A 26,559-nucleotide genomic window follows, 5' to 3' on the forward strand; every position below is an offset into this window, starting at 1 on the left:
TTTTTCGCGTCGTTAATCGCACTTATTGAGCTTTCAGCCACTCAGTAAAGGTGGAGACAATTATCTCAACGGGCCTTCCCAGCGCCGTTTCGGCTAAACCCGCGCTCAGGGTTTTCACATCGGCGGCATCCTGAGTGGAAAGCAGGCCAAATGAATTGGTTCCGAGCTCGTGGGCATTTCCTTCATCATCATTTAAAACAAGGGTAAAGCCGGCACGAATGAGATGGTTACTGAGCTCGTTAATTTCTGTTAACGTTTCTTCATGAAAGCGAGCCGTGACGACCCAGGCAGTAATTTCGCTACTCATTTTTCACCTCATTGTTATCCATGGCATTTTCAGCATAGACCATCACGGTGATTTGGCGACTCCCTCTGGAGAGACAGAGGGAGTAGGGGATTAACAACCGCGCAGGTAATCGTAGATTTTTTGCGTATTTTCCAGAGAGCAAAGACGAGTTCCCTGGTTTATTGTTGCAGCGCTCCCCGCCGCAACGCCAAAGCGCACCATATCTTCAAGGGAAGCATTCTCCGCCAGCCGAAGAGTCATCGCGCCGACCATACTGTCACCAGCACCGACGGTACTCTGACTCTTCATCGGTGGCGGTACGACCTGTACGCTGCCGCTGGTATCGACACCTAAAGCTCCCTGGGGTCCCAGAGAGACCACAACGCGAAGGGCCTTGCCGGTACGAATGAGCTCCAGGGCTGCCTTGCGCACATCATCCGGTTGGCTAAGATCGCGCTGGACAAGGGCGCTGAGTTCTTTCTGGTTCGGTTTAACCAGTTCAATATTGCCAACGTTGAGTGCGGCGGCGAGGGCTTCGCCAGAGCTATCGATAATACAACGCAGTCCATGCTGTTGAGCGTTTTTGACTAATTTTGTCAGGCTCTCGACGCTGATGCCTGGTGGCAGACTGCCGCTGATAACCAGTAGGGAACCGGGGGAAATGGAGAGAACTTTCTCTTCCAGACGATGAAACTCTTCCAGGGTTAACGCGGCTCCTGGCATGACGAAGCGATACTGTTCACCGCTGGTATTCACATGCACATGAAGGTTTTGCCGCGTCCAGTCATGCGTTTCTACTGCCTCTACCGGAACATGCTCGTCGGTCAGCAGGGTGGTGAGATGTTCCCCGGTAGCACCTCCGACGGGAAATATTGCCGTAGCACTGCCGCCAAGAAAGGTAATAGCGCGCGCCACGTTAATTCCTCCGCCTCCAGGTTCAAACACGGGGGCGCTACAGCGTAGTTTGCCTTCCGGGTAAATTTGCGGGGTCTGCGTTGCGCTATCAAGTGAGGGGGCGAGCGTGAGCGTATAAATTTTGGTCATCCGGTTTCCTCCATAATACGGGTGAGCTGCACGGTTTTTAAGCATGGCACTTAAACAGAACCATTGAAAGCCGATGTTAAGAATTAGTGGAAATGCCTCTATTTTTATCTTTATGAAATAAAAATTGTTTTGGGAACCGTCTTATACAAAAAATGAAATAGTAATTGATTGCTAAGTTAATCGTGCTTTTTTATAATTTGTTGCCTTTCTTAGGACCGACAATCAGCGATCCTCGCGAAAGTTCCCGGGACCATCCTGGTCTCCTTTTATGTTGTACGGACTTTAAATTAAATGAAGCTTTTGAAGACAGTACCCGCAGCGGCAATGCTGGCGGGAGGGCTCTTTGCGTCTGCGTGCGCAATGGCCGATGATTCCGTTTTTACTGTCATGGATGACCCTTCCACTGCCAAAAAACCTTTCGAAGGTACTGTTAACGCCGGTTATCTGGCGCAGTCCGGCAATACGAAAAGTTCCTCGATGACCGCGGATTCCACTCTGACCTGGTATGGTAATACCACCGCATGGTCGCTTTGGGGGAATGCCAGTAACACATCGTCAAACGATCAGCGCTCTTCTGAAAAGTATGCAGTGGGTGGACGTAGCCGTTATAACCTGACCGACCAGAATTACATTTTTGGCCAGGCAAGCTGGCTGACTGACCGTTACAACGGTTATCAGCAACGCGATGTGCTCACCGCAGGTTATGGTCGGCAAATCCTCAATGGCCCGGTACATAGCCTGCGTTTTGAATTTGGTCCTGGCGTACGTTATGACGAGTATACCGATGGTGACAACGACACTCAGCCGCTGGGCTATGCTTCTGGTACCTATGCGTGGCAGATGACCGATACCACCAAATTTACACAAGGTGTTTCAGTTTTCGGCTCTGAAGATACGACGCTCAACACGGAAAGCGCGTTAAATGTTGCTATCAATGCACATTTTGCGCTTAAAGTTGCCTATAACCTGACCTGGAACTCTGAACCGCCGTCCTCGGCGCCAGCGCACACCGATAGACGTACTACTCTGTCGCTCGGTTATAAAATGTAATATTCTCAGGCCGGTTATTCCGGCCTGAATGTTTTAAATTTAGCAATAAGTGACATTATTATTTTTGGTCTCTTGTTTTGTTTTTTATAAAAAGAAATAGCCTTCATAATTTCCTCATAATTGCTATTTTGCTGACAAATATGCAGTTAATTTGACACGAAAAGATAAATATTTTGTCGGACAAAAATGTGATCTGGATCTATACTGGTTAACACAGGCGGAGATAACGCATCCGTTCTATTAGCTAAAACAAATTAAGAGAATGACTATCATGAAAAATAGCAAAATCGCACTCGCGACTGTGATGCTGTGCACGCTATCCTTTGGCGCATTTGCTGCTAACACGGCTCCACAGCCAGCCAACAACGACCATACTCAGGTTGGCATTGCTAAAGCGACTGACGTTGAAGCGGGCTCCAATATTGCTCCAGGTTCGCAATCAACCGGGCAATCAATGAATGATGCTTTTGATGTGCATAAACTTGTTGCCGGTGAATGGTCCTGATATTTCCTCATTATTCACAATTTATATTTAACTATTTCGTAAAGCGGCAAGCCGGGTAATGATGTACCGGTTTTGCTTTCCGCATTTTTTGTTAAACATCCATTTGTTGTGTTAAATTCTCATTATCACACTTGGTTTTTATCATACCAATACCGTTTCTTTTTTCGCATATCATCAAATCAAATAGGGTGCGTTTTTTTGGGTTGCCACCTCTTGTTTTCCCATCAACCAGAACCATTTAGTCTCATGTGACTTTAATCACGCAGTAATGATGTGTAAACTGACTGTCGGTGTTATCTACAGGCGGCTGCAGGTGGGTTCGATTCGGTAAACGGTCGTGTCCATATTTCGCAGAGTGAAGCGGGAACTGGGACTGAACCTGTTGATAATTATGATTATATTGTTTTGTATGTGCTCTTTCGTGTGGGGCACCACTGCAAATAAGGACATGAAATGCCTGTAATTACGCTTCCTGATGGCAGCCAACGCCATTTTGATCACGCTGTGAGCCCGATGGATGTTGCTCTGGATATCGGCCCAGGTTTGGCGAAAGCCACAATTGCTGGCCGTGTCAACGGCGAGCTGGTTGATGCCTGCGATCCTATTGAAAACGATGCAAATCTCTCCATCATCACTGCTAAAGATGAAGATGGTCTTGAGATTATTCGTCACTCCTGTGCGCACCTTTTGGGGCATGCGATTAAACAGCTGTGGCCAAATACCAAGATGGCGATCGGCCCGGTTGTCGACAATGGTTTCTACTATGATGTCGATCTGGACCACACCCTGACCCAGGAAGATATCGACGCGCTCGAAAAACGTATGCACGAGCTCGCCGAGAAAAACTACGACGTTATCAAGAAGAAAGTCAGCTGGCATGAAGCGCGTGAAACCTTCGTGAAGCGTGGTGAAAGCTACAAAGTTTCCATTCTTGATGAAAACATTGCTCATGATGACAAGCCTGGCTTGTATCATCACGAAGAATATGTCGACATGTGCCGTGGACCGCACGTGCCGAACATGCGGTTCTGCCATCACTTCAAACTGATGAAGACCGCCGGTGCTTACTGGCGCGGTGACAGTAACAATAAAATGCTGCAGCGTATCTACGGAACCGCATGGGCAGATAAAAAAGCGCTGAATGCTTATTTGCTGCGTCTGGAAGAAGCCGCTAAGCGTGACCATCGTAAAATCGGTAAGCAGCTCGACCTGTATCACATGCAGGAAGAAGCGCCAGGCATGGTGTTCTGGCACAATGACGGCTGGACTGTCTTCCGTGAACTGGAAACTTTCGTGCGTTCTAAGCTGAAAGAGTATCAGTATCAGGAAGTTAAAGGTCCGTTTATGATGGACCGTGTGCTGTGGGAAAAAACGGGCCACTGGGACAACTATAAAGATGCGATGTTTACCACGTCTTCCGAGAATCGTGAATACTGCATCAAACCGATGAACTGTCCAGGTCACGTTCAGATCTTCAATCAGGGTCTGAAATCCTATCGCGATCTGCCATTACGTATGGCTGAGTTCGGTAGCTGCCACCGTAACGAGCCATCAGGCGCGTTGCATGGTCTGATGCGCGTACGTGGTTTTACTCAGGATGATGCGCATATCTTCTGTACGGAAGAGCAGGTTCGTGATGAAGTTAACGCCTGTATTCGTATGGTCTACGATATGTACAGCACCTTCGGCTTCGAAAAGATCGTCGTCAAACTGTCAACTCGCCCGGAAAAACGTATCGGTAGCGATGAGACCTGGGATCGTGCTGAAGCAGATCTGGCGGTCGCGCTGGAAGAGAACAACATCCCGTTTGAGTATCAACTGGGTGAAGGTGCGTTCTACGGTCCGAAAATTGAATTTACCCTATATGACTGCCTCGATCGTGCATGGCAGTGCGGTACTGTACAGCTGGACTTCTCTCTGCCGCAGCGTTTAAGCGCCTCTTATGTTGGCGAAAATAACGAACGACAGGTTCCGGTAATGATCCACCGTGCGATTCTTGGTTCACTGGAGCGCTTTATTGGCATCCTGACCGAAGAGTTTGCCGGTTTCTTCCCAACCTGGATTGCACCTGTGCAGGTTGTGGTCATGAATATTACCGATTCTCAGGCTGAATACGTTAACGAATTGACGCGTAAACTACAAAATGCGGGCATTCGCGTAAAAGCAGACTTGAGAAATGAGAAGATAGGCTTTAAAATCCGCGAGCACACTTTACGTCGTGTCCCTTACATGTTGGTCTGTGGCGACAAAGAGGTAGAAGCAGGCAAAGTTGCCGTGCGTACCCGTCGTGGCAAAGACTTGGGCAGCCTGGACGTAAATGAAGTTATCGAGAAGCTGCAACAAGAGATTCGCAGCCGCAGTCTAAAACAACTGGAGGAATAAGGTATTAAAGGCGGAAAACGAGTTCAAACGGCACGTCCGAATCGTATCAATGGCGAGATTCGCGCCCTGGAAGTTCGCTTAACAGGTCTGGAAGGCGAAGCTTTGGGTATTGTGAGTCTGAGAGAAGCAATCGAAAAGGCTGAAGAAGCTGGAGTAGATTTAGTTGAAATCAGCCCTAACGCCGAACCGCCAGTTTGTCGTATCATGGACTACGGCAAGTTCCTTTATGAAAAGAGTAAGTCTTCTAAGGAACAGAAGAAAAAGCAAAAAGTTATCCAGGTTAAGGAAATTAAATTCCGCCCTGGTACCGACGATGGCGATTATCAGGTAAAACTCCGCAGCCTGATTCGCTTTCTGGAAGATGGCGATAAGGCCAAGATCACGCTGCGTTTCCGCGGTCGTGAGATGGCCCACCAACAGATCGGTATGGAAGTGCTTACGCGCGTTCGTGACGATCTGAGTGAACTGGCAGTTGTCGAATCCTTCCCAACGAAGATCGAAGGCCGCCAGATGATCATGGTGCTCGCTCCTAAGAAGAAACAGTAAGGCCTTCAAGTAGCAATGTCTATGGAGCCTGCGGGCTCTATAGCCGTTGTTCGCCTATGTTTCGTTTATTAACAATGCGAAGTGGAAGTTATTAAAATGCCAAAAATTAAGACCGTACGCGGTGCTGCTAAGCGCTTCAAAAAAACCGGTAAAGGTGGTTTTAAGCACAAGCACGCTAACCTGCGTCACATTCTGACCAAAAAAGCTACCAAGCGTAAACGTCACCTGCGTCCGAAAGCCATGGTTTCCAAAGGCGATCTGGGCCTGGTAATCGCGTGCCTGCCGTACGCATAAGTCGTTAACCCTTTTAACTTTTTAATTAGAATAGATACAGGAGAGCACATATGGCTCGCGTAAAACGTGGTGTAGTTGCCCGTGCACGTCACAAGAAAATTTTGAAACAAGCTAAAGGCTACTACGGTGCGCGTTCTCGCGTATACCGCGTTGCCTTCCAGGCTGTTATCAAAGCTGGTCAGTACGCTTATCGTGACCGTCGTCAGAAAAAGCGTCAGTTCCGTCAACTGTGGATTGCGCGTATCAACGCAGCAGCACGTCAGAACGGTATTTCTTACAGCAAATTCATCAACGGCCTGAAAAAAGCCTCTGTTGAAATCGACCGTAAGATCCTGGCTGACATCGCAGTATTCGACAAATTAGCGTTCACCGCGCTGGTCGAAAAAGCGAAAGCAGCTCTGGCATAAGCCAGTTGAAAGAGGGAGCTAGTCTCCCTCTTTTCGTTTCAAGACTATCAATACATTGACTTTTATTCGTTTAAGTCTTTCAATAATGGTCTTACGTTTCTTAGTAGACAAGGTAATGCAAGCATGAATGCTGCTATTTTCCGCTTCTTTTTTTACTTTAGCACCTGAACTCAGGAGGCTAGCGCGTGAAAGAAGAAACGGAAAACAGCGCCTAAAAGCCTCCCTGGTGGAGGCTTTTTTTATACGTGTCATCCTTCAAGTTGTCTCTGTGTTGGCTGCATTCGCTCACCCCAGTCACGTACTGATGTACGCTCCTGAGGATTCGCTCTTTTGCCGCCTTGATACAACTTGAATGATTTTGCGTATATACGAGCGACTAGTGAATATCGCAACATAACGAGGAAAACCATGTCACATCTCGCAGAGCTGGTTGCCAGTGCGAAGGCAGCTATTAACGAGGCATCAGATGTTACTGCGCTGGACAACGTCCGCGTGGAATACCTGGGTAAAAAAGGGCAGCTGACCCTTCAGATGACGACCCTGCGTGAGCTGCCTGCTGAAGAGCGCCCGGCAGCCGGTGCGGTTATCAACGAAGCTAAGGAGCAGGTACAGCAAGCGCTTAATGCACGCAAAGCTGACCTTGAAGGCGCAGCGCTCAACGCGCGTCTGGCCGCAGAGACGATTGATGTCTCTCTGCCTGGGCGTCGCATTGAGAATGGTGGTTTGCATCCTGTTACCCGTACTATCGACCGTATTGAAAGTTTCTTCGGTGAGCTCGGCTTTACCGTCGCGACTGGCCCGGAAATCGAAGATGATTATCATAACTTCGATGCGCTGAATATTCCTGGCCACCACCCGGCACGTGCTGACCACGACACTTTCTGGTTTGATGCTACACGCCTCCTGCGTACTCAAACCTCCGGTGTGCAGATTCGCACCATGGCGAATCAGCAACCGCCAATCCGCATCATTGCACCGGGGCGCGTATATCGTAACGACTACGATCAGACTCACACCCCAATGTTCCATCAGATGGAAGGTCTGATTGTTGATACCAACATCAGCTTTACCAACCTGAAGGGAACGCTGCACGATTTCCTGCGCAACTTCTTTGAAGAAGACTTGCAGATTCGTTTTCGTCCGTCTTATTTCCCATTCACCGAGCCGTCAGCAGAAGTTGACGTCATGGGCAAAAACGGTAAATGGCTGGAAGTCCTCGGTTGCGGCATGGTGCATCCAAACGTACTGCGCAACGTTGGTATCGATCCGGAAATCTATTCCGGCTTCGCTTTCGGCATGGGTATGGAGCGTCTGACCATGCTGCGCTACGGCGTGACCGACTTACGCGCGTTCTTTGAAAACGATCTGCGTTTCCTCAAACAGTTTAAATAAGGGCAGGACAGAACAATGAAATTCAGTGAACTGTGGTTACGCGAATGGGTTAACCCGGCTATCGACAGCGAAGCGCTATCGGACCAGATAACCATGGCTGGCCTTGAAGTCGACGGCGTTGAGCCGGTCGCGGGCAGCTTTAACGGCGTTGTTGTAGGCGAAGTGGTTGAATGCGCTCAGCACCCGAATGCAGACAAACTGCGCGTAACAAAAATCAACGTTGGTGGTGAGCGCCTGCTGGACATCGTTTGCGGCGCGCCGAACTGCCGTCAAGGTCTGAAGGTCGCGGTTGCAACCATCGGTGCCGTTCTGCCGGGCGATTTTAAAATTAAAGCGGCGAAGCTGCGCGGTGAGCCTTCAGAAGGCATGCTGTGCTCCTTCTCCGAGCTGGGTATCTCCGACGATCACAGCGGCATTATTGAACTGCCTGCTGATGCGCCGCTGGGTACCGATATCCGTGAATATCTGAAGCTGGACGACAACACCATCGAAATCAGCGTCACGCCTAACCGTGCTGACTGCCTGGGTATTATCGGTGTTGCTCGCGACGTGGCTGTGCTCAACAAAGCGCCGCTGAATGTTCCAGAGATGACCCCGGTTGCCGCGACCGTTGACGATGTGCTACCAATCCAGGTTGAAGCGCCGGATGCGTGCCCGCGCTATCTGGGGCGCGTGGTGAAAGGCATTAATGTTAAAGCGCCGACTCCGTTGTGGATGAAAGAGAAGCTGCGTCGTTGCGGTATTCGTTCCATCGATGCCGTGGTTGATGTGACCAACTATGTGCTGCTTGAACTGGGTCAGCCAATGCACGCCTTCGACAAAGATCGCATTGAAGGTGGGATTGTCGTGCGTATGGCGCACGAAGGGGAGACCTTAGTTCTGCTGGATGGCTCTGAAGCTAAGCTGGACACCGATACTCTGGTTATTGCTGACCACCAGAAAGCGCTGGCAATGGGCGGCATTTTCGGTGGTGAACACTCTGGCGTGAATGACGAAACGCAAAACGTTTTGCTGGAGTGTGCCTTCTTCAGCCCACTCTCTATTACTGGTCGCGCGCGTCGTCATGGCCTGCACACGGATGCCTCTCACCGCTATGAGCGTGGTGTGGACTCCGCACTGCAATATAAGGCAATGGAACGTGCAACCCGCCTGCTGATGGATATTTGCGGCGGTGAAGCGGGTCCTGTCATTGATGTCACTAATGAAGCGACTCTGCCGAAACCTGCGACCATCCAGCTTCGTCGTAGCAAGCTGGATCGCCTGATTGGTCACCACGTTGATGATGCGCAGGTGAGCGATATTTTGCGTCGTCTGGGCTGCGAAGTGACAGAAGGTCAGGACGAGTGGAAAGCCGTTGCGCCGAGCTGGCGTTTCGACATGGAGATCGAAGAGGATCTGGTCGAAGAAGTCGCTCGCGTTTATGGCTATAACAATATTCCCGATGAGCCGGTACAAGCAGGTCTGATCATGGGTACCCATCGCGAAGCAGATCTGTCGCTTAAGCGCGTGAAAACCTTGCTCAATGATAAAGGCTACCAGGAAGTTATTACCTATAGCTTCGTCGACCCAAAAGTACAGCAATGGATTCATGCTGGTGAAGAAGCGCTGATTTTGCCGAGCCCAATCTCCAGCGAAATGTCGGCGATGCGCCTGTCATTGTGGACAGGCTTGCTGGGAACTGTGGTGTATAACCAAAACCGCCAGCAGAACCGTGTACGTATCTTTGAGAGCGGCTTACGCTTTGTTCCAGATACTCAGGCTCCGCTGGGTATTCGCCAGGATGTGATGCTGGCTGGCGTTATTTGCGGTAACCGCTACGAAGAACACTGGAATCTGGCAAAAGAAACCGTTGATTTTTATGATTTAAAAGGTGACCTTGAGTCCGTTCTTGACCTGACCGGTAAGCTTTCCGATATCGAATTCCGTATCGAAGCCAATACTGCGCTTCATCCTGGGCAGTCCGCAGCGATTTATCTGAAAGGTGAACGTATTGGTTTCATTGGGGTTGTTCACCCGGAGCTGGAACGTAAACTGGATCTGAACGGTCGCACTTTGGTCTTCGAACTGGAGTGGAACAAGCTTGCAGACCGCGTGGTGCCTCAGGCGCGTGAAGTTTCGCGCTTCCCGGCGAACCGTCGTGATATTGCTGTCGTAGTGGCGGAAAACGTTCCCGCTGCCGATGTTTTAGCCGAGTGTAAGAAAGTTGGCGTAAATCAGGTAGTTGGCGTAAACTTATTTGACGTGTACCGCGGTAAAGGCGTGGCGGAAGGCTTTAAGAGCCTTGCGATTAGTCTAATCCTTCAGGATACCAGCCGTACACTCGAAGAAGAGGAGATTGCCGCTACCGTCGCCAAATGTGTAGAGGCATTGAAAGAGCGATTCCAGGCATCATTGAGGGATTGAACCTATGGCGCTTACAAAAGCTGAAATGTCAGAATATCTGTTTGATAAGCTTGGGCTTAGCAAGCGGGATGCCAAAGAGCTGGTAGAGTTGTTTTTCGAAGAGGTCCGTCGCGCTCTGGAAAACGGAGAACAGGTAAAACTCTCCGGGTTCGGCAACTTCGATTTGCGTGATAAGAACCAACGCCCGGGCCGTAACCCGAAAACGGGAGAGGATATCCCTATTACAGCCCGGCGAGTGGTGACCTTCAGACCAGGCCAGAAGCTAAAAAGCCGTGTCGAAAATGCGTCACCCAGAGACAAATAATCTGAACTAACTAAAAAGGCCGCATAGCGGCCTTTTTTCTTTTCTTTTCCGAATACCGTAAAATCAATCACATCCCACTCCTGGATTTAGGAATCTATGCTGACCTTTGCTCAAATTCAACAGCGCCGCAGCCGGCACTGGCTTGCGGTATTAACCTTGTTGCTGCTGGTCACATCGACCATCAGCCTGTGTGCTGGAGACCAGTGGATTGGCCCAGGCGAGTGGTTGAGCGCCAAAGGTGAGCTTTTTATCTGGCAGATCCGCCTGCCTCGCACTCTGGCCGTCCTGCTTGTGGGAGCGGCGCTGGCGCTTTCAGGGGCGATTATGCAGGCGTTGTTTGAAAACCCTCTGGCGGAGCCGGGGCTGCTGGGAGTTTCCAACGGGGCCGGGGTTGGCCTGATTACCGCCGTTTTGCTGGGTAAAGGCTTACTTCCCGGTTGGGTGCTGGGACTATGCGCGATTCTTGGCGCACTGGTCATTACCTTTATTTTGCTGCGTTTCGCCAGAAGACACCTGTCGACCAGCCGTCTGCTGTTGGCGGGGGTAGCCCTCGGTATTATCTGTAGCGCATTAATGACCTGGGCGGTTTATTTCTCGACCTCTTTCGATCTCCGTCAGCTAATGTACTGGATGATGGGTGGCTTTGGTGGCGTAGACTGGCAGCAATTATGGTTGATGCTAGCGCTGTTGCCAGTGCTGGCCTGGGTATGCCTGCAATCGCAGCCGCTCAATCTGTTAGCGCTGGGGGAGGTTTCAGCACGCCAGCTCGGGTTGCCGCTGTGGTTATGGCGTAAAGTGCTGGTGGTGGCTACAGGTTGGCTGGTTGGCGTCAGCGTGGCGCTGGCTGGGGCGATTGGTTTTATTGGCCTGGTGATTCCGCATATTCTGCGTTTATGCGGTCTGACCGATCATCGCGTGCTGCTTCCTGCCTGTCTGCTGGCCGGAGCCAGTGCTCTGCTGGGGGCGGATATTGTCGCGCGTCTGGCGCTTTCTGCGGCGGAGTTGCCTATTGGCGTGGTTACCGCCACGTTGGGGGCGCCGGTGTTTATCTGGTTATTGCTGAAATCTGGTCGTCCGCAATAATAGAAGGCTTTAAGTACAGATGCAGCATTATCGCTGCATCTGTAAGTAGTAGAAATATTACCAGCCCTTAATGGCATCGCCTTTATAGACTTCCGCCGCTTTATCCGCGACCTCTTTGGTCTGGAAGGCTTCTTTCAGCTCCTGAACCTTTTTACTGTCTTTATTATCTTCGCGCGAAACTATAGCGTTGACGTACGGAGAATCCGGACCTTCCATAAATAGACCGTCGCGGGCAGCAGACAAACCGGCCTGCGCGGAGAAGTTGGTGTTAATAATCGACAGCGCGACGTTCGGGTCATCCAGCGTGCGGGTCAATTGCGGCGTATCAACCTCGACAATTTTCAGCTGTTTTGGATTGTCGATAATATCCAGCGTCGTTGGCAGGTAACCAACACCGTCTTTCAGCTTGATTAAGCCTTGCGCCTGTAACAGCAGCAGGCTGCGGCCCAGAGTGGTGGTTTCGTTAGAGATAGAAACCGTCGCGCCGTCAGGTAGCTCGCTGATGTTTTTAATTTTCTTAGAGTAGGCGGCAATCGGGAAGACGAAGGTTTTACCGACAATCGCAAACTTATAGCCGCGCTCTTTTGATTGTGCCTCAAGGTAAGGTAGCGTCTGAAACGCGTTAGCATCGACGTCCTTATTGTTGAGGGCTTCATTAGGCAGGACATAATCATTGAACGAGATAACTTCAACATCGAGGTTGTATTTGTCTTTGGCAACTTGTTCCACGACTTTCCAGATAGCTTCATCCGGGCCGGTGTTAATCGCCACTTTAACTTTATTATCTTCATCCGGTGAACAGGCCGATAACAGCGCGACGGAGGCCGCGATTAACACCGTGCTAAACATCTTCTTCATCAATAAAACTCTCTTAAATTAACAATTAGCGAAATACTATTACATCCATTTATCACTGTACACTGAATTGCTCCGTCCCCATGTTGAGATGAATTCATGTTGTGCGGCCTGTTACATCAAGAGACACTCCAGGGCGATTCAAAGTAGAATGACCCGGCGTGAATCCGCTACAGTAGATAGGGATCACCTGAGGCAGAAACCGGTTTTATTCACTGAGGGAAGGCTATGCAACACGATATTCTGAATACTGAAGTCACCACCATAGAGGGTGAGAAAACAACGCTTGCTCCCTGGGCAGGCAAAGTGCTGTTGATCGTTAACGTTGCTTCAAAATGTGGACTGACGCCGCAGTATGAACAGCTTGAAGCGCTGCAAAAAGATCTCGAAAACGAAGGTTTTAGCGTGCTGGGCTTCCCGTGTAATCAGTTCCTGGGGCAGGAGCCGGGCAGCGAAGAAGAGATAAAAACGTTCTGTAGCACCACTTATGGTGTGACTTTCCCTATGTTCAGCAAAATTGACGTTAATGGCGAACATCGCGCGCCTTTGTATCAAAAGCTGGTTGATGCGGCTCCGCAGGCCGTCGCGCCGGAAGGGAGCGGTTTTTATGAGCGGATGGCCAGTAAAGGCAGAGCGCCGCTATACGTGGATGATATTCTGTGGAATTTTGAAAAATTCCTGATTGGCCGCGACGGCCAGGTTATTGGCCGATTCTCCCCGGATATGACGCCGGACGACCCGCAGCTGATGGCCGCCATTAAAGGAGCATTAGCCAAATAATGCCGTTTTTGATGCAGCTACAGGATGTAGAAGAAGCAGGGAGGCTGGCTCCCTTTTCAGCCGATGTCCGACCGGGAGAAATCATTCATCTGGTGGGGCCAAACGGGGCGGGGAAAAGCACGCTGCTGGCGCGCATGGCGGGCCTTTCTGGCGGACCTGGGCGGGTAAAGCTTAATGAACGTGAGCTGAATGACTGGCCGGCTCAGGAGCTGGCGCGGCATCGCGCGTATTTAAGCCAGCATCAGATGCCGCCTTTCGCTATGCCGGTCTGGCACTACCTGTCGCTGCATCTCCAGAACGAAGCGCAAAACGAACTACTCACGGCTATTGCAGAGAAACTGGGCTTAAGCGATAAGCTTGGACGCCAGGTGAATCACATCTCGGGTGGGGAGTGGCAGCGCGTACGCCTGGCGGCGGTAATATTACAGATTCATCGCCAGGCTAACCCTTCCGGGCAATTGTTACTGCTGGATGAACCGATGAACAGCCTTGATGTAGCGCAGCAGGCCGCGCTAGACAGGCTGTTAAACGAACTCTGCACATCAGGGATCGCTATTGTGATGAGCAGCCACGATCTTAATCATACCCTCCGGCATGCCCATTGCTCCTGGCTTATCTGCCAGGGGAAAACTATCGCCTGCGGCAGTACCTCAGCGGTTCTGAGCGAAGAGAATTTAACCGCCGCTTATGCGATGAACTTTCAGAGAGTCGAGGTGGCTGGTCATCTTATGCTCGTTGCGTCACAGTAGCACGCAGTCACCTTGCCAGCGAATTGATAAACAAGCTAAATTATTCTGCTAATAGGATAGGGAACAGAGGATTCGTCTGAGATGCGTTTCTGGTTCGTTTTGTTTGTTGCGTTATTTCTGGCGGGCTGTAGCAGCCACCGGGCACCGCCGCCAAATCCACGACTTGCTGATTCAATTACCGTTGTTGCTAACCTGAATGAGCAGTTGAGAAACTGGCGCGGGGCACCGTATCGCTATGGCGGAATGTCGCCGCGCGGCGTTGATTGCTCCGGATTTGTGCTGATGACCTTCCGCGATAAGTTTGCGTTGCAGCTGCCGCGTGAAACCCGTGAACAGGCGGAAATCGGTACTAAAATTGATAAGAGCGAATTGCTGCCCGGCGATCTGGTCTTTTTCAAAACCGGCTCAGGAGAGAGCGGTTTGCACGTCGGTATTTACGATACGGATAACCAGTTTATCCACGCCTCAACCAGTCAGGGCGTGACGCGCTCATCGCTGGATAATGTGTACTGGCATAAAAAATTCTGGCAGGCGCGGAGGATCTAACGCTGGATCATTTCTAAATCTGATCATAGATCCCTCGTAGACCCGGTAAGGTGTTAGCCGCCACCGGGTGATACCTGACGCACGCTATCTCCAGCTTGTTATTTATCGCAATAACCCCTCTGTTCCCCCGTGTTAATAATTTGTTGAAAGCACTACACTGAAGACAGGAGGAACCATGACCCTGTCTTTTACTACCCACTGGCGTGATGAACTGCCGGATTTTTACACTGCCTTAGCCCCAACTCCGTTGGAGAATGCGCGACTTGCCTGGCATAACGCGCCGCTGGCGCAAACATTGGGTATTCCTGATGCGTTATTTAGCCCGGAAAAGGGTGCTGGCGTATGGGGCGGTGAAACGCTGCTGCCGGGAATGTCGCCGCTAGCGCAGGTTTACAGCGGCCATCAGTTCGGCTCCTGGGCCGGGCAGCTCGGCGATGGGCGAGGGATCCTGCTTGGCGAACAGCAGCTACCCGACGGTCGCCGCTTTGACTGGCATCTTAAAGGTGCCGGGCTGACGCCCTATTCGCGAATGGGTGATGGACGGGCGGTGCTGCGTTCGACGATCCGCGAAGGGCTGGCCTCGGAAGCGATGCATGCGCTGGGCATCCCCACCACCCGTGCGCTGGCGATCGTCGCCAGTGATACTCTAGTGTATCGTGAAACCGTCGAACGCGGGGCGATGCTGATGCGTCTGGCGGAGAGCCACGTACGGTTTGGCCATTTTGAGCACTTTTATTACCGTCGCGAGCCGCTAAAAGTACAGCAGCTCGCGGATTATGTGATTCGCCATCACTGGCCGCATTTGCAAAATGAAGAAGACAAATACATTCAGTGGTTCCGCGACGTTGTCATGCGAACGGCAGAAATGATCGCCAACTGGCAGACCGTTGGCTTTGCTCATGGGGTGATGAATACCGATAATATGTCGATCTTGGGGCTAACGATGGACTACGGTCCGTACGGCTTCCTCGATGATTTCCAGACTGGATTAATCTGCAATCATTCCGACTATCAGGGGCGCTACAGCTTTGATAACCAGCCAGCGGTAGGACTATGGAATCTGCAACGGCTGGCGCAAACGCTCTCGCCGTTTATCAGCGCTGAGGCATTGAATAGCGCACTGGATGGCTATCAGCATGCGCTGTTAACGGCATATGGTCGCCGTATGCGCGACAAGCTGGGGCTGTTTACTCAGCAAAAAGGAGATAACGAACTGCTGGATGGGCTGTTTACGCTGATGGAGCGCGAAGGCAGCGACTACACGCGAACTTTCCGTATGCTTTGCGCGAGCGAACAGGCGAGCGCAGCTTCGCCGCTGCGCGATGAGTTTATCGACCGCGAGACGTTCGATCGCTGGTTTGCTGATTATCGTGCACGCCTGCGCGATGAGCAGATTGACGATGCGCGGCGGCAGGTCCATATGAGGAGCGTGAATCCGGCAATCGTGCTGCGCAACTGGCTCGCCCAGCGGGCAATTGAGCAGGCTGAACAGGGCGATATGAGCGAACTGGAACGCCTGCACAACGCATTATCTCAGCCCTTTATCGACAGGACGGATGATTATATCAATCGCCCGCCGGACTGGGGACGGCGTCTTGAAGTGAGCTGTTCCAGCTAGCCAACGTTATCCCTGCCTTAATCGGCGGGGATAATTATTTGGTCAGGATCAGCTTGCCTGAGTTGGTCTGGCGCAGCAAATAGCGCTGACCGCCATGTTCAATCACGACCCGTCCTTCACTGCCTAATAATGTTCGGCTGCTTATCTCTTTGTCCGTTGAAACAGGATACGGGGCATTGTCTTTTGTTTTTTCTGCTGTGGCAGTGTTATCCATACGCGTCATAGCACTAAAATAAAAATCAAGGCAACAATGATAATCATTATCAATAATGTTGTTTTTTACGGCAAGCGTTATTTATCGAAATACCAGATTTGGCAGGTGAATGGCCCGACGATCGCGGGCAAAAGCCCCACCACGAGTGCGGTGGGGGCAAAACTACAGGCGAGTCGCGGTCGCGGCGGCTAATTCGTCCAGTAGCCGTTCGCTATCTTCCCAGCTCAGGCAGGGGTCGGTAATTGATTGTCCCCAGGTCAGCGGTTGGCCCGAAACGACCTTCTGTGTCCCTTCCTGAAGGAAACTCTCGGCCATGATCCCGGCGATAGCGGTTGATCCTGCACGGATCTGCTGGCAAATATCGGCGCAAACTTCCAGCTGACGGCGATGCTGTTTCTGACAATTGCCGTGGCTAAAATCAACCACCAGCTGTTCCGGCAGGTCGAATTCAGCCAGCGCTTCCCCGGCGGCGGTAATGTCAGCAGCATGGTAATTCGGCCTTTTGCCACCGCGCATGATGATATGGCCATACGGATTACCGCTGGTCTGGTAGATGGTCATTTGTCCCTGTTTGTCCGGCGACAGGAACATATGGCTGGCGCGAGAAGCGCGGATAGCGTCGACAGCGATACGGGTATTGCCGTCCGTTCCGTTCTTAAAACCAACCGGACAGGAGAGCGCGGAGGCCATTTCGCGGTGAATTTGGCTTTCGGTGGTGCGCGCGCCGATAGCGCCCCAGCTTATGAGGTCGGCAATAAACTGCCCGGTCACCATATCGAGGAACTCGGTAGCGGTCGGTACGCCCAGCTCGTTCACCTGCAACAGCAGGCTTCGCGCCAGTTCAATACCATGATTAACCCGATAGCTGCCGTTCAGGTCCGGATCGGAGATCAGACCTTTCCAGCCGACTACGGTACGCGGTTTCTCAAAGTAGGTGCGCATCACGATTTCCAGCTGCGGTTGATAGCGTTCGCGCATGCCTTGCAGGCGACGCGCATATTCCATTGCCGCATCAGTATCGTGAATGGAACATGGACCGATCACCACCAGCAGGCGGCGATCTTCACCATTGAGGATTTTCTCAATTCGGCGGCGTGAGGCGGAGACGTGTGCTGCAACATCGGCAGACACAGGGTGCCGTTGCGCCAGTTCCGCGGGCGTTACCAGGCTTTCAATGCGCGCGGTACGCAATTCGTCTGTTTTATTCATTGGGGTCTCAAAAATCTGTTTCTTCCGCGGCGAAAATGCCGGGAAGTGATGCGCATCACGATAAACCAATCCCTGCTTATTGCAAGAGCAGGGCATGATCCTGTATAGGCCACGGGTGATAGCATAAACAAATTTTTGATAATGCACTAGTGTGTTAGTACATCCTGCGGCTTAGCCCCATAATATCCATAATTTTGGTGGCGATCTCTTCCACAGAATAATTAGTACTGTTCAGGCAAGGTATCTTATTTTTGCGGTAAAGCGCTTCAACTTCGGTCACTTCCATACGGCATTGGCGCATGGATGCATAGCGGCTATTTTCCCGTCGCTCTTCGCGGATGGCCGCCAGACGCTCTGGATTGATAGTTAAGCCGAATAGTTTGTGCTGGAGCGGTTTTAGCGATGCAGGAAGAATAAGATTGTCCATATCATCGGCGATAAATGGGTAGTTGGCGGCGCGGATACCATACTGCATCGCCAGGTACAGGCTAGTGGGGGTTTTCCCGCAGCGCGACACGCCAAGAAGGATGACCTGGGCCTGATCGAGATTACGCAGCGAGATCCCATCATCGTGGGCAAGGGTGTAATCAATAGCGGCGATGCGCGCATCGTATTTGTTCAGGTTGCCCGGCGTCAGGCCGTGGGTACGATGAGCGATTGGCGATGGATCAAGGCGTAATTCCTGCTGCAGAGGAGCCACCAGCGCCTGGACGATATCCTGACAAAAGCCTTCGCTTTGCACGATGATATCGCGGATCTCAGGAATAACGATGGAGTAAAAGACCAGCGGGCGGATACCGGTTTGCTGGAAAATCGCATCGATTTGTTCCTTTACGGCACGCGCGCGGCTGATATTTTCGACAAACGGCAGAGTTACGCTGCTGGTGGCGACCGGGAATTGCGACATGACTGCGTGCCCCAGAACTTCTGCCGTAATAGCGGTACCGTCGGAAATATAAAACACATGGCGATCTACAGCACTTTCCATTTTGACCATCCGGTATAATGAGTTTAATTGTCTGAAAGCTGATATTAAATTTAAGCATATCGCTCCAGGCTTTGTCTCAAATTTAAAAAGTGAAACGCTATTTTTATTTTTAATGAAAAGGTGAGTTCATTTTTCGCAACTGCGTATCTTTTGTATCAAATTTCATCAGATTTCAGAAGAATCATTAGCTTAGCTATATCTGGAAAAGAATCCTAAAAACGAAAAAATAATTTGCTTGAACGATTCACCGTTTTTTTCAGGCGCATAAATATGTCAGGATAAATCCTGTAGTCGATCGTGAATTATTTATCACTGGTATTAAATCACAAAAGGATTGTCTCGATGTCCAACAATGGCTCGTCACCGCTGGTGCTTTGGTATAACCAACTCGGCATGAATGATGTAGACAGGGTTGGGGGCAAAAATGCCTCCCTTGGTGAAATGATTACGAATCTGTCGGGTATGGGCGTTTCCGTACCGAACGGGTTCGCCACCACCGCTGATGCTTTTAATCAGTTTTTGGACCAAAGCGGTGTTAACCAGCGCATTTATGAGCTGCTGGATGAAACCGACATTGACGACGTTTCCGCATTAGCGAAAGCGGGCGCACAGATCCGTCAGTGGATCATTGATACGCCGTTCCAGAGCGAACTGGAAAATGCGATTCGCGACGCGTATACCCAGCTCTCCGCCGATGATGCTGAGGCCTCTTTTGCTGTGCGTTCCTCTGCGACGGCGGAAGATATGCCGGATGCTTCCTTCGCCGGTCAGCAAGAGACATTCCTTAACGTGCAGGGCTTTGACGCCGTGCTCGTCGCGGTGAAGCACGTGTTTGCTTCGCTGTTTAACGATCGCGCCATTTCCTACCGCGTGCATCAGGGTTACGATCATCGAGGCGTAGCGCTCTCCGCCGGGGTACAGAGGATGGTGCGTTCCGATCTCGCCTCCTCCGGCGTGATGTTCTCCATTGATACCGAGTCCGGCTTTGATCAGGTGGTGTTTATCACCTCCGCCTGGGGCCTCGGCGAAATGGTCGTACAGGGCGCGGTGAACCCGGATGAATTCTATGTGCATAAGCCGACGCTGGAAGCGGGTCGCCCGGCTATCGTGCGTCGCACCATGGGGTCGAAAAAGATCCGCATGATTTACGCCCCGACCCAGGAACACGGAAAACAGGTGCGTATCGAAGATGTTCCGCAGGCTCAGCGCGATATTTTCTCGTTGACCGACGAGGAAGTGCAGGAGCTGGCGAAGCAGGCGGTACAAATCGAGAAACACTACAACCGGCCGATGGATATCGAATGGGCGAAAGATGGCCACACCGGTAAGCTATTTATCGTGCAGGCGCGTCCGGAAACCGTACGTTCACGCGGCCAGGTGATGGAGCGTTATACCCTCCATGCGCAAGGGCAGATTATTTCTGAAGGGCGCGCTATCGGCCATCGCATCGGCGCGGGTCCGGTAAAAGTCATTCATGATATTAGTGAAATGAACCGCATCGAGCCCGGCGACGTACTGGTTACCGACATGACCGACCCGGATTGGGAACCGATCATGAAGAAAGCGGCGGCGATTGTGACTAACCGGGGCGGACGTACTTGTCATGCGGCAATTATCGCCCGTGAGCTGGGGATCCCGGCGGTGGTGGGTTGCGGCAATGCAACCGATCGTATCCAGGAAAACCAGAACGTGACCGTCTCCTGTGCGGAAGGCGATACCGGCTACGTCTATGCCGAAATTCTCGACTTCAGCATCAAGAGTTCAAGCGTCGGCGATATGCCGGATCTGCCGCTGAAGATCATGATGAACGTTGGTAACCCTGACAGGGCTTTTGACTTTGCTTGTCTGCCGAACGAAGGTGTGGGTTTAGCGCGTCTGGAGTTCATCATTAACCGCATGATTGGCGTGCACCCGCGCGCGCTGCTGGAGTTTGATGACCAGGAGCCGGGCTTGCAGAATGAAATTCGTGAATTGATGAAAGGCTATGACTCGCCGAGAGAGTTTTACGTCGGTCGCCTGACGGAAGGGATCTCGACGCTGGGCGCGGCATTCTTCCCGAAAAGGGTGATTGTGCGCCTCTCCGACTTTAAATCTAACGAATACGCCAACCTGGTCGGCGGTGAGCGTTATGAGCCGGAAGAGGAGAACCCGATGCTGGGCTTCCGCGGTGCCGGTCGCTATGTTTCGGAAAGCTTCCGCGATTGCTTTGCCCTGGAGTGTGAAGCGGTTAAACGGGTGCGTAACGACATGGGCCTGACTAACGTTGAGATTATGGTGCCCTTTGTCCGTACCGTTGCGCAGGCAAAAGCGGTGGTTGAAGAGCTGGAACGCCAGGGCCTCAAGCGCGGCGAGAACGGCCTGAAGCTGATTATGATGTGTGAAATCCCATCGAATGCGTTGCTGGCTGACCAGTTCCTTGAATACTTTGACGGCTTCTCTATCGGTTCCAACGATATGACGCAGCTGGCGCTGGGACTGGACCGCGACTCCGGCGTGGTCTCAGAACTGTTCGATGAGCGTAACGACGCGGTGAAAGCGCTGCTGTCGATGGCGATTCGCGCAGCGAAGAAACAGGGTAAATACGTGGGTATCTGCGGGCAGGGCCCGTCTGACCACGAAGACTTTGCTGCCTGGCTGATGGAAGAGGGGATTGATAGCCTTTCCCTGAACCCGGATACCGTGGTGCAAACCTGGCTTGGCCTGGCTGAACTGAATAAGTAAGTTTTCGCTAAAATACGCAATCCTCGTCAGCAATGGCGGGGATTTTTTGTTTTTGGGGTGTAAGTCTTCGGACAAAAAAAAGCCCATCGTGGGAGATGGGCAAAGACTACACACAGCAATTCGTTGTTTCACTCAGGGGATTTCCATGCTTATAAATCAAGATGTTGATTTATAACCGTGAGCTAATACTAGGCATTGCAGCTTTTTGCGTCGATCGGATTCCTCTCAATAGTTAAATTGAGGTAAAGAATCTGCGAGGTAAATGTGGCTACGGGTCTGATGGAAGAGGGGATCTGTAGCAGATACATCAGTTTTTCTTAAGTTTTTTGATTGTTTCACCTGCATAATAGCGAAAGGCGGGTTTCCCCGCCTTTTCGTTTATTTGTCCTGCGCGGCTCGCGTATTAAGTTCGCTGAGTTCTTCCAGAACCAGGTCGGGATCTTTCGGTGGAGGCGGTGCTTCGTTGACCCATGCATCGTACAGACGCCAGGAGACGGCCAGCAACACCGGGCCAATAAACAGGCCAATCATACCAAACGCCACCAGACCACCGATAACGCCGGACAGGATGAGAATCATCGGCAGGTCTGCGCCCATGCGAATGAGCAGCGGGCGGATAAAGTTATCCATGGTGCCCACCACGCAGCTCCATACCAGCAGTACGGTGCCCCAGGTGGTATCACCGGTCCAGTACAACCAAATAATTGATGGCACCAGAACCAGCAAAGGCCCCAGCTGCACCAGGCAGGTGAAGATCATCACTACGGTGAGCAACGCCGCGTAAGGCACGCCGCTGACCGCGAGACCAATACCGCCGAGTACCGCCTGAGCCAGGGCCGTGACGACCACCCCCAGCGCGACGGCGCGAATCGCCTGACCGGCAAGGATCACCGCAGCATCGCCGCGTTTCGCCGCCAGACGAGTAGCAAAGTGGCGGAATCCATAGGCCACCTGTTCACCGCGCCAGTACAGCAGGGCGCTAAATAGCAGCATCAGCCCGCAGTAGACCAGCAGCTTGCCGATATGCGCCGCCTGACCAACAAACCAGGTTGTAGTGGTGCCGAGGTACGGGCGAATTTTGGTCATAATCGCCGTCCCCCCCATTTCCAGCAAATTATGCCAGCCGGTGTACAGCTTATCGCCAATCAGCGGAACACTGTTCAACCACGCCAGATCCGGCGGGGTAAAGTTGCCGCTGGTGACCACTTTAATAAGCGGCGCGCTGTTATCCACCAGGCTGTTGACCAGCAGTGCGATAGGGATGACGAACAGCAAAAAGAGCAGTAGCGTCATGACCAGTACGGCCAGAGAACGTTTGCCAAAAAGCAGGCGCTGCAGGCGCAATAGTACCGGCCAGGTCGCGATGACCACGGTACCGGCCCAGGCAAATGACAGGATAAATGGCTGCACAACCCACAGGCAGGAAATAATAATCAGGGACAAAAACAGCACCGATAGCAGAACTTGCGGTATGTCCCGGGGCTGATTGGGGTTAATCATAGTGAAATTTTACCTTTGCAGTCGCGTCAAAAGGCTGACGCAGCGTAATTCCATGTACTGATAATAATATCAATAAGTTCGCGCGCCTGATTTTGCGCTTAATTCTGGCGGGCGCATATGAAAAAAATGTGATAAAAAGTTGAGTGCACAACGCAAACGTTTAATCACTTACAACACAACATAGTCAGGCAGGGTCGAGCGTCATGATCCCACAGATTTCTCAAGCGCCAGGTGTCGTTCAACTGGTGCTGAATTTTTTGCAGGTACTGGAGCAACAAGGTTTTACCGGCGATACCGCCACCAGCTACGCCGACAGGCTAACGATGGCGACTGATAACAGTGTATATCAACTGTTGCCGGATGCGATTTTATTCCCCCGCTCGACGGCAGACGTCGCTCTGCTGGCGAGACTGGCGGCGGAAGAGCGTTTTAAAACGCTTATTTTTACCCCGCGCGGCGGCGGCACCGGAACTAATGGCCAGGCGCTGAACGCTGGCATCATTGTCGATATGTCCCGCTATATGAACCGCATTATTGAAATCAACCCGGAAGAGGGGTGGGTGCGGGTGGAAGCCGGGGTCATTAAAGACCAGCTCAATCAATTTCTTAAGCCTTATGGTTACTTTTTTGCGCCGGAGCTGTCGACCAGCAACCGCGCCACGCTCGGCGGGATGATCAACACCGACGCCTCCGGGCAGGGCTCGCTGGTCTACGGTAAAACCTCCGATCATGTCCTGGGCGTGCGCTCGGTGCTGATTGGCGGCGACATTCTGGATACTCAGCCAATCCCGGTCTCCCTTGCGGAAACGCTCAGTGCTGAACAGTCGGCGATCGGGCGTATTTATCGTACGGTCTATCAGCGCTGCAAAGCGCAGCGGCAGCTGGTTATCGACAAGTTCCCGAAACTTAACCGTTTCCTGACCGGCTACGATCTGCGCCACGTCTTTAACGATGAGATGAGCGAATTCGATCTGACCCGCATTTTGACAGGCTCGGAAGGAACGCTGGCATTTATTACCGAAGCGCGGCTGGATATTACCCGTCTGCCGAAAGTGCGCCGACTGGTGAATATTAAGTACGATTCTTTTAATTCCGCGCTGCGCAACGCGCCGTTTATGGTTGAAGCGAAGGCGCTATCGGTCGAAACCGTCGATTCGAAAGTGCTGAATCTGGCGCGGGAAGATATTGTCTGGCATTCGGTCTGCGAGCTTATTACCGACGTGCCGGATAAAGAGATGTTGGGACTGAACATCGTCGAGTTTGCCGGGGATGATGTCGAGCTGATTGACCGCCAGGTGACGACGTTGTGTCAGCGTCTGGATGAGCTGATGTCGCGCAACGAAGCGGGCGTTATCGGCTGGCAGGTTTGTCATGAACTGGACGGCGTTGAGCGTATTTACGCGATGCGTAAAAAAGCCGTCGGGCTGCTGGGTAATGCCAAAGGGGCCGCTAAACCGATACCTTTCGCCGAAGATACCTGCGTGCCGCCGGAACACCTTGCAGACTATATTGTTGAGTTCCGAGCGCTGCTTGATGGCCACGGCCTGAGCTACGGTATGTTTGGCCATGTCGATGCCGGGGTGTTGCACGTACGCCCGGCGCTGGACATGTGCGATCCGCAGCAGGAGATGCTGATGAAACGGATCTCGGATGATGTCGTGGCGTTAACCGCTAAGTACGGCGGCCTGCTATGGGGTGAACACGGCAAAGGTTTCCGCGCCGAATACAGCCCGGCGTTCTTCGGCGAGGAGCTGTTTGGTGAGTTACGTAAGATTAAAGCTGCGTTTGACCCGGACAACCGCCTGAACCCAGGGAAAATTTGCCCACCGGAAGGCGTTGATGCGCCAATGATGAAAGTGGACGCGGTTAAACGCGGGACTTTCGACAGGCAGATCCCTATTGCGGTGCGCAGCTCATGGCGTGGCGCGATGGAGTGCAACGGCAACGGTCTGTGCTTCAACTTTGATGCCAAAAGCCCGATGTGCCCTTCAATGAAAGTCAGCAATCACCGTATTCACTCGCCGAAAGGTCGGGCCACGCTGGTGCGCGAATGGTTACGCCTGCTGGCGGATCGTGGCATCGATCCTAATCAGTTAGAAAAAGATCTGCCGGAAAAGCGCGCCAGTCTGCGTACGCTGGTGGAACGTACTCGTAATAGCTGGCATGCACGCAAAGGGGAGTACGATTTCTCCCATGAGGTCAAGGAGGCAATGTCCGGCTGTCTGGCCTGTAAAGCCTGTTCGACACAGTGCCCGATTAAAATCGACGTTCCGGAGTTCCGTTCGCGCTTCCTGCAGCTTTACCACAGCCGCTATCTGCGCCCGGTTCGCGATCACCTGGTGGCGACGGTTGAATCTTATGCGCCGCTGATGGCGCATGCGCCAAAGACCTTCAACTTTTTTATTAATCAGCCGTGGATACGCAAGCTGTCGGAAAAGCATATCGGCATGGTTGATTTGCCGCTGCTCTCTACACCATCGCTGAAACAGCAGATGGTCGGTCATCGTTCAGCAAATACCACTCTGGAGCAGTTGGAAGGACTGAGCGCCGAGCAGAAAGCGAAGATGGTGCTGGTGGTCCAGGATCCGTTTACCAGCTATTACGATGCCCAAGTGGTAGCCGATTTTGTGCGCCTGGTCGAAAAGGTTGGATACCAACCGGTACTGCTGCCGTTCTCACCAAATGGTAAGGCACAGCACATAAAAGGATTCCTGACGCGATTTGCGCGCACCGCGCAGAAAACCGCAGATTTCCTCAACCGCGTGGCCCAGCTCGGTATGCCGATGGTGGGTGTCGACCCTGCCCTGGTCCTCTGCTATCGTGATGAATATAACCAGGTTTTGGGTGATAAACGCGGTGATTTTCGCGTGATGCTGGTACATGAATGGCTGCCGCAGGCGCTGGCGGAAACCTCTGTGCAGGATAGCGGCGGTGAGGCGTGGTATCTGTTTGGTCACTGTACTGAGGTGACGGCGCTTCCCGCTTCGACCAAACAATGGGCGGATATCTTCGCGCGTTTTGGCGCTAAGCTGGAGAACGTCAACGTGGGCTGCTGCGGTATGGCCGGGACCTACGGTCATGAAGTGAAAAATCACGCCAACTCGCTGGCTATCTACGCGCTCTCGTGGCAGCAGGCGATGCAGCGCTTACCGCGCAACCGCTGTCTGGTGACCGGCTACTCCTGCCGTAGCCAGGTGAAGCGTATTGAAGGCAGCGGCGTGCGTCATCCGCTGCAGGCGCTACTGGAGATTATTGGATGATTTGGAAACGTCACAGCACGCTGGAACAGCTGAACGCTATGGGTGAGGGTAATATGGTAGGCCTGCTGGATATTCAGTTTGAGGCCATTACCGATGACTCGCTCGAGGCAACGATGCCGGTAGACGGTCGCACCCATCAGCCATTTGGGCTACTGCACGGCGGCGCGTCGGTGGTATTGGCGGAAACGTTAGGCTCGGTGGCGGGCTATTTGTGCAGCGAAGGCGAGCAGAAGGTGGTGGGGCTGGAGGTCAATGCCAATCACATTCGCTCGGTGCGTAGCGGCAGAGTTCGCGGTGTGTGCCGGGCGCTGCACACTGGCTCTCGTCACCAGGTCTGGCAAATCGAAATTTCTGATGAGCAAGGGCGTCTTTGCTGTTCGTCACGGCTGACGACAGCGGTGATCTAAACTGATTAAGGGGGGA

At 52.1% G+C, this 26,559-nt stretch carries 26 protein-coding genes, 1 other RNA gene, 1 pseudogene and 1 other annotated feature; of the genes and pseudogenes, 18 read left to right on the forward strand and 10 right to left on the reverse strand.

Annotated features, from left to right (window positions below; translation table 11 throughout):
* Window positions 1–22: 22 nt before the first annotated feature.
* Both ghoS and pfkB read right to left on the reverse strand, forming a co-directional pair.
* Window positions 23–307 (reverse strand): type V toxin-antitoxin system endoribonuclease antitoxin GhoS, encoded by a 285-nt coding sequence (gene ghoS, locus FN082_RS05155; RefSeq protein ID WP_142981234.1) that lies wholly within the window; start codon window positions 305–307, stop codon window positions 23–25.
* Window positions 308–397: 90 nt separating this feature from the next.
* Complete coding sequence (gene pfkB, locus FN082_RS05160; protein WP_139537544.1) at window positions 398–1,330, reverse strand: 6-phosphofructokinase II; 933 nt, start codon at window positions 1,328–1,330, stop codon at window positions 398–400.
* Window positions 1,331–1,621: 291 nt separating this feature from the next.
* On the opposite strand from pfkB, the gene FN082_RS05165 reads away from it, so the two are divergent.
* Window positions 1,622–2,380: a DUF481 domain-containing protein gene (locus FN082_RS05165; protein ID WP_139537543.1), complete on the forward strand. Its 759-nt coding sequence runs from the start codon at window positions 1,622–1,624 to the stop codon at window positions 2,378–2,380.
* A 271-nt stretch (window positions 2,381–2,651) separates the two neighbouring features.
* Window positions 2,652–2,885 (forward strand): hypothetical protein, encoded by a 234-nt coding sequence (locus FN082_RS05170; RefSeq protein WP_139537542.1) that lies wholly within the window; start codon window positions 2,652–2,654, stop codon window positions 2,883–2,885.
* A gap of 91 nt (window positions 2,886–2,976) precedes the next feature.
* Here the strand turns inward: FN082_RS05170 and FN082_RS29940 are convergent, their stop codons facing one another.
* Complete coding sequence (locus FN082_RS29940) at window positions 2,977–3,123, reverse strand: hypothetical protein (protein WP_185932106.1); 147 nt, start codon at window positions 3,121–3,123, stop codon at window positions 2,977–2,979.
* A gap of 215 nt (window positions 3,124–3,338) precedes the next feature.
* On the opposite strand from FN082_RS29940, the gene thrS reads away from it, so the two are divergent.
* From thrS to btuC, 9 genes are all read left to right on the forward strand, one after another.
* Complete coding sequence (gene thrS / locus FN082_RS05175) at window positions 3,339–5,267, forward strand: threonine--tRNA ligase (RefSeq protein ID WP_139537541.1); 1,929 nt, start codon at window positions 3,339–3,341, stop codon at window positions 5,265–5,267.
* A 3-nt stretch (window positions 5,268–5,270) separates the two neighbouring features.
* Complete coding sequence (infC, locus tag FN082_RS05180) at window positions 5,271–5,813, forward strand: translation initiation factor IF-3 (RefSeq protein WP_052746887.1); 543 nt, start codon at window positions 5,271–5,273, stop codon at window positions 5,811–5,813.
* Between the two features lie 96 nt (window positions 5,814–5,909).
* Window positions 5,910–6,107, forward strand: coding sequence for a 50S ribosomal protein L35 (rpmI, locus tag FN082_RS05185; protein ID WP_001124225.1), 198 nt, complete (start codon window positions 5,910–5,912; stop codon window positions 6,105–6,107).
* A gap of 50 nt (window positions 6,108–6,157) precedes the next feature.
* Complete coding sequence (gene rplT / locus FN082_RS05190; protein WP_004102963.1) at window positions 6,158–6,514, forward strand: 50S ribosomal protein L20; 357 nt, start codon at window positions 6,158–6,160, stop codon at window positions 6,512–6,514.
* Window positions 6,515–6,632: 118 nt separating this feature from the next.
* Window positions 6,633–6,757: a sequence feature (Phe leader region), on the forward strand.
* A complete protein-coding gene (gene pheM, locus FN082_RS29945) occupies window positions 6,638–6,682 on the forward strand; it encodes a pheST operon leader peptide PheM (RefSeq protein WP_001386830.1) in 45 nt (14 codons plus the stop codon). (Overlaps the previous feature by 45 nt.)
* Window positions 6,758–6,922: 165 nt before the next feature.
* Window positions 6,923–7,906: a phenylalanine--tRNA ligase subunit alpha gene (gene pheS / locus FN082_RS05205; protein WP_142465261.1), complete on the forward strand. Its 984-nt coding sequence runs from the start codon at window positions 6,923–6,925 to the stop codon at window positions 7,904–7,906.
* 15 nt (window positions 7,907–7,921) lie between these two features.
* Window positions 7,922–10,309, forward strand: a complete 2,388-nt coding sequence (gene pheT / locus FN082_RS05210; RefSeq protein ID WP_142462958.1) for a phenylalanine--tRNA ligase subunit beta — start codon at window positions 7,922–7,924, stop codon at window positions 10,307–10,309.
* Between the two features lie 4 nt (window positions 10,310–10,313).
* Complete coding sequence (ihfA, locus tag FN082_RS05215; protein ID WP_004102960.1) at window positions 10,314–10,613, forward strand: integration host factor subunit alpha; 300 nt, start codon at window positions 10,314–10,316, stop codon at window positions 10,611–10,613.
* Window positions 10,614–10,709: 96 nt separating this feature from the next.
* Complete coding sequence (gene btuC, locus FN082_RS05220; protein ID WP_142981235.1) at window positions 10,710–11,696, forward strand: vitamin B12 ABC transporter permease BtuC; 987 nt, start codon at window positions 10,710–10,712, stop codon at window positions 11,694–11,696.
* A gap of 57 nt (window positions 11,697–11,753) precedes the next feature.
* On the opposite strand, the gene FN082_RS05225 is transcribed toward btuC, so the two are convergent.
* The gene (locus FN082_RS05225; RefSeq protein WP_139537533.1) at window positions 11,754–12,554 is read right to left on the reverse strand and encodes a MetQ/NlpA family ABC transporter substrate-binding protein; all 801 of its coding nucleotides are present in this window, start codon (window positions 12,552–12,554) and stop codon (window positions 11,754–11,756) included.
* A gap of 225 nt (window positions 12,555–12,779) precedes the next feature.
* On the opposite strand from FN082_RS05225, the gene FN082_RS05230 reads away from it, so the two are divergent.
* The 4 genes from FN082_RS05230 to selO all read left to right on the forward strand — a co-directional run bounded on the left by FN082_RS05230 (window position 12,780) and on the right by selO (window position 16,244).
* Window positions 12,780–13,331: a glutathione peroxidase gene (locus tag FN082_RS05230; RefSeq protein ID WP_139537532.1), complete on the forward strand. Its 552-nt coding sequence runs from the start codon at window positions 12,780–12,782 to the stop codon at window positions 13,329–13,331.
* Entirely contained in the window at window positions 13,331–14,080 is a 750-nt protein-coding gene (gene btuD / locus FN082_RS05235; RefSeq protein WP_139537531.1) for a vitamin B12 ABC transporter ATP-binding protein BtuD, read from the forward strand. Before FN082_RS05230 ends, btuD begins: the two co-directional genes overlap by 1 nt.
* A gap of 81 nt (window positions 14,081–14,161) precedes the next feature.
* Entirely contained in the window at window positions 14,162–14,626 is a 465-nt protein-coding gene (locus FN082_RS05240; RefSeq protein WP_112213414.1) for an NlpC/P60 family protein, read from the forward strand.
* Between the two features lie 175 nt (window positions 14,627–14,801).
* Complete coding sequence (selO, locus tag FN082_RS05245) at window positions 14,802–16,244, forward strand: protein adenylyltransferase SelO (protein WP_142981236.1); 1,443 nt, start codon at window positions 14,802–14,804, stop codon at window positions 16,242–16,244.
* Window positions 16,245–16,278: 34 nt separating this feature from the next.
* Here selO and hemP read toward each other — a convergent pair whose 3' ends face one another.
* The 4 genes and pseudogenes from hemP to FN082_RS30460 all read right to left on the reverse strand — a co-directional run bounded on the left by hemP (window position 16,279) and on the right by FN082_RS30460 (window position 18,921).
* Window positions 16,279–16,458 (reverse strand): hemin uptake protein HemP, encoded by a 180-nt coding sequence (gene hemP / locus FN082_RS05250; RefSeq protein WP_180349524.1) that lies wholly within the window; start codon window positions 16,456–16,458, stop codon window positions 16,279–16,281.
* Window positions 16,459–16,620: 162 nt separating this feature from the next.
* Window positions 16,621–17,667: a 3-deoxy-7-phosphoheptulonate synthase AroH gene (gene aroH, locus FN082_RS05255; protein WP_142465257.1), complete on the reverse strand. Its 1,047-nt coding sequence runs from the start codon at window positions 17,665–17,667 to the stop codon at window positions 16,621–16,623.
* 154 nt (window positions 17,668–17,821) lie between these two features.
* Window positions 17,822–18,655, reverse strand: coding sequence for a posphoenolpyruvate synthetase regulatory kinase/phosphorylase PpsR (ppsR, locus tag FN082_RS05260; protein ID WP_139537527.1), 834 nt, complete (start codon window positions 18,653–18,655; stop codon window positions 17,822–17,824).
* A 155-nt stretch (window positions 18,656–18,810) separates the two neighbouring features.
* Window positions 18,811–18,921, reverse strand: a pseudogene (locus tag FN082_RS30460) (hypothetical protein).
* Window positions 18,922–18,997: 76 nt separating this feature from the next.
* Between FN082_RS30460 and ppsA the strand changes: the two are divergent.
* Window positions 18,998–21,376: a phosphoenolpyruvate synthase gene (gene ppsA / locus FN082_RS05265; protein ID WP_139537526.1), complete on the forward strand. Its 2,379-nt coding sequence runs from the start codon at window positions 18,998–19,000 to the stop codon at window positions 21,374–21,376.
* 71 nt (window positions 21,377–21,447) lie between these two features.
* On the opposite strand, the gene rprA is transcribed toward ppsA, so the two are convergent.
* An RNA gene (gene rprA, locus FN082_RS05270) (antisense sRNA RprA) lies at window positions 21,448–21,555 on the reverse strand.
* A gap of 199 nt (window positions 21,556–21,754) precedes the next feature.
* Window positions 21,755–22,876, reverse strand: a complete 1,122-nt coding sequence (ydiK, locus tag FN082_RS05275; protein WP_139537525.1) for an AI-2E family transporter YdiK — start codon at window positions 22,874–22,876, stop codon at window positions 21,755–21,757.
* 203 nt (window positions 22,877–23,079) lie between these two features.
* On the opposite strand from ydiK, the gene ydiJ reads away from it, so the two are divergent.
* Window positions 23,080–26,136, forward strand: a complete 3,057-nt coding sequence (gene ydiJ / locus FN082_RS05280; RefSeq protein ID WP_142981237.1) for a D-2-hydroxyglutarate dehydrogenase YdiJ — start codon at window positions 23,080–23,082, stop codon at window positions 26,134–26,136.
* Window positions 26,133–26,543 carry a 1,4-dihydroxy-2-naphthoyl-CoA hydrolase gene (gene menI, locus FN082_RS05285; protein ID WP_139537523.1) on the forward strand — a complete coding sequence of 137 codons (411 nt, stop codon included), beginning with the start codon at window positions 26,133–26,135 and terminating at the stop codon, window positions 26,541–26,543. The genes ydiJ and menI overlap by 4 nt, the downstream gene beginning before the upstream one ends.
* Window positions 26,544–26,559: the final 16 nt, after the last annotated feature.

Source organism: Klebsiella spallanzanii (assembly GCF_902158555.1).
In the GTDB taxonomy this organism is placed as follows: Bacteria; Pseudomonadota; Gammaproteobacteria; order Enterobacterales; family Enterobacteriaceae; genus Klebsiella; species Klebsiella spallanzanii.